The 3,155-nt window shown below is 49.8% G+C and carries 4 protein-coding genes; 1 reads left to right on the top strand and 3 read right to left on the bottom strand.

The genetic code is table 11. The features are described from left to right. Positions 1 to 49: 49 nt before the first annotated feature. Positions 50 to 355, bottom strand: coding sequence for a type IV conjugative transfer system protein TraL (gene traL / locus CBW22_RS23020; RefSeq protein ID WP_059012497.1), 306 nt, complete (start codon positions 353 to 355; stop codon positions 50 to 52). Between the two features lie 3 nt (positions 356 to 358). Continuing rightward, complete coding sequence (locus CBW22_RS23015) at positions 359 to 781, bottom strand: type IV conjugative transfer system pilin TraA (protein ID WP_088517975.1); 423 nt, start codon at positions 779 to 781, stop codon at positions 359 to 361. A 211-nt stretch (positions 782 to 992) separates the two neighbouring features. Between CBW22_RS23015 and CBW22_RS23010 the strand changes: the two genes are divergently transcribed. Beyond that, positions 993 to 1,598: a hypothetical protein gene (locus tag CBW22_RS23010; protein WP_088517974.1), complete on the top strand. Its 606-nt coding sequence runs from the start codon at positions 993 to 995 to the stop codon at positions 1,596 to 1,598. A gap of 566 nt (positions 1,599 to 2,164) precedes the next feature. On the opposite strand, the gene CBW22_RS23005 is transcribed toward CBW22_RS23010, so the two are convergent. Then, positions 2,165 to 2,575, bottom strand: a complete 411-nt coding sequence (locus CBW22_RS23005) for a relaxosome protein TraM (RefSeq protein ID WP_088517973.1) — start codon at positions 2,573 to 2,575, stop codon at positions 2,165 to 2,167. Positions 2,576 to 3,155 lie beyond the last annotated feature (580 nt).

Raw genomic sequence — 3,155 nt, 5'->3', positions numbered from 1 at the left:
CTCCTCCCGTAAGCGGAGAAAAATGCCGCCCCGCGGGGCGGCCGGGAAACTACTGCATCCAGTGGCGGTTACCGGAATCCGGTACGCGTCGGAGCTGCGTGCGGAAGAGCGTGGTGGGCAGGTACCAGTAGAGCAGGTTAAGAAGCCACCAGGACCCCTGCCCCTTCTTGAGGTGACGGATGAGAAGCCAGAGCGCCCCCCCGGCGAGGAGCATGATGACGAACATGTCGATCCAGAATCCCAGCAGCCCACAGCCGAAAAGCACAATGAACTCTTCCGGCGGCAGGCCCATCCAGCGCTTCTGCTGGTTAAGGGTTTCCGGGAACCGGTACCGCTGCGACTGCCTGTCCTCCATGGCTCACCCAATCATGCCGTAGAACGCGCGGGTCACCAGCAGAACGATGACGAGGCCGACGAAGACCAGCGGGTTGCGGGTTTTAATGAAGCCCACCACCGAGATGATGATTTCCGCAAAGTATATCCAGCGCATCACCGAGCTCTGCAGCCCGAAGGTGTCGCTGGCGTCCTGCTGCTGCGTTTTCAGCAGGTCGGTGGCGTGGGCCAGGTGCGGGAAGGCGGTGACGACCAGCATCAGTGCCCACAGCAGCAGGGTGAAGCGAAAAGCAGGGCCGGACTTCTGCGCGGCGTTAAGCGCGCGGAGGGCAGGCATAAAGCGGGCGGTAAAATGACCGATAACAGAGCCGCGCGCTGAGGGGGACCCCTCAGGCAATGCTACCGCCACCTCCCCTTTATTCAGGGGGGTTAAGGCATGGGATTTCATGGTGAGCAGTCCTTGATTTGAGTTAAGGGAATGTCAGCTTGCGTAAACGGATGTAACGCGTCGTAAGTGTACATTTTCTCAAAAAAAAAAAATCTGTGACGCACATCACACTTTTAAAGTCTCTCACGCTCCTTTTTAGGATTAATCCTGAAAGGGCGTGGCGTACGCTTGCTGCCTGTCCAGGATGAGCCTCGTAAGGAGGTGATAACGCATGAAAGTAAAAGACAAAATGGGTGACGGTCGCGGACGGCCACGGAAATATGCCCGCGGGGAAATGCAGTACAGGAAACTGTGGTTACCGGAGAACCTGCTGATGGAATTACGCGTGGCGGCACGCGTCCGTCGGTATACCACCAACGACGAAATCATCAGCCGGTTAATTACGTCGATGCAGTTTTCTCCGCGGCGTCACGTGATTAAAACCGACGAGGGACAGCGACTGGTTGCGCTGGCCAGGATGTTCGATGAGTTTATTCAGTCCCGTCTGGATATTATCCGGGAAAAATGCAGGAATGATGAAGACAAAAATACAGATAAAAAAACGTTCACTCCGGGAAAAAGCAAGGCCTTCAGCAGCAGCTTTCCGGAGAATCTGCGCCGGGACATGGAAATAAGCGCGCGGTTTAATCGCCGCAGCGTGAACATGGAAATACAGGTGCGCCTGCTGGATTCGCTCAATTACTTAACGGAGCAGCAGCTGCCGGAGAATGAGGAGGTAAGACGGCTGCGCGAACTGGCTATTTTATTTGACGAGTTCATTCTGGAAAAAGTCGTGGTGGCGGAGAATCCGATAGCGGGAAAAGAGGCCGGGTCGTAACGGAAAAACCGGCGAGCCACAACAGCCTTAAATGAAATATTTTTAATTTTAAAATCACTTAATTATTTTCACTTCTTACCAACCGGAAGGGTGTCGCCAGCCGCTTCATTAAAACAGACGGCACCCGGCCAGTGGTTCAGACCAGTTAAAAGAAATTCAGCGCCATTATTCATCTGAGCATTTATGAAACCGCTTAATTCTCACTGATGATAAACTTATGCCGGGCATTTATCTTCGCCTGAATGATGGTAACTGAATGATGCCATCTCCTGCATCATTAACAAATGGAGTTCACATCCTGACTGAATCTAAAACACACAATCTTATTCCGTGGCAGGTAATTTCACCCATTCTTCAGGCGCTCTCTGTATGCCATACCGGATGCAGACTGCCACCCGGATTAAAACGGGATGCCCGGAGAGCGCGCAGGGGGATAAGGATACATTTGTTTTTTCTCCCCCCGCTACGTTCAGCAGCCATTCTGAGGAGAAACTTAAACTATTTAATACTTATCCCTGCCTCTTACCGTTTATTAATAAATTTTAAGACTGTTACGCATAACGATGTCAGGCGTCAGCATGACCGCTCTCTTCATGCCGGACAAAATGCCGGTTATCGGCATTACTTTCAGAAGTGTCAATTTCGGCCAGGTACTGGCTCAGCAACGTGTCTATGCGCTCGGTTCCGCCTCCTCCTGTTGCGTTAACATACAGTTCTGTCATCATGGTCAGTAATATCATAATGCCTTCTTTGCTGCCGCTGACTTTTCTGATGAGTTCGCGGTTAAATTCTTTCTGATTGAAGGTGTCCTCTTTGTTTTTGGCTTTATGCATAATCAAACCAAGCCGTAATAATTCATTGCACGTTGATGACAGGCTGACTTCGGCCGGGCTGGCCCCGTTCTGAATGTCCAGAAGATAAATATCCCTGATTTCCTTCTCAATTTTATCTTTGACGTAAATGCCCATTCTGCCCATTATTTTTTCTCCTGAGTGGCTTAATTAACCACCGTCATATTTTCTTTAGCGTTTCGTGCTGTGGCCGGTTTAACTGCACTATCAGACGATACCAGCGCTGAGTGTGCACTTTGCTCTGGAATTCTGATTTATACAGGTAGTCGTTACCGACACCATCATGTCGTAGAGTGTGACACTGTACGACATACAATACACTGATTAAAAATCACATCTACATTCCTACGATACTGTATCGCAGGAACCTACGACAACAGGTAGTAGGAACCGACGATACACTATCGTAGCTTACGACACCATTGTGTCGTCGTTTCCTACGACAAAACAGGCACATACACCTTGAAAATAATCAATAAGGCCTCATAACGCAATGAATTAAAACACAAAAACAGCAAGATAAAATCTTGCGTGGGGTGTGATTGAATTATATATCTCAAGAGCGGCTTGTTAAATAACGCTATCTTCCTGAATTCTTTATATCCCTGACGATGTTCATCACCTGCCCGTCAGCGCACCGTGCGCGTCTGTAACGAATTATCTTGCATCAGACGATCTGAGCGCGTATTTTTCACACGAACCCGCC

The sequence above is a fragment of the Pantoea sp. VS1 genome, assembly GCF_002207995.1.
GTDB classification, from domain to species: domain Bacteria; phylum Pseudomonadota; class Gammaproteobacteria; order Enterobacterales; family Enterobacteriaceae; genus Pantoea; species Pantoea dispersa.
The sequence above is the reverse complement of the archived record's forward strand: the minus strand, read 5'-3'. Positions and strand labels throughout refer to the sequence as shown.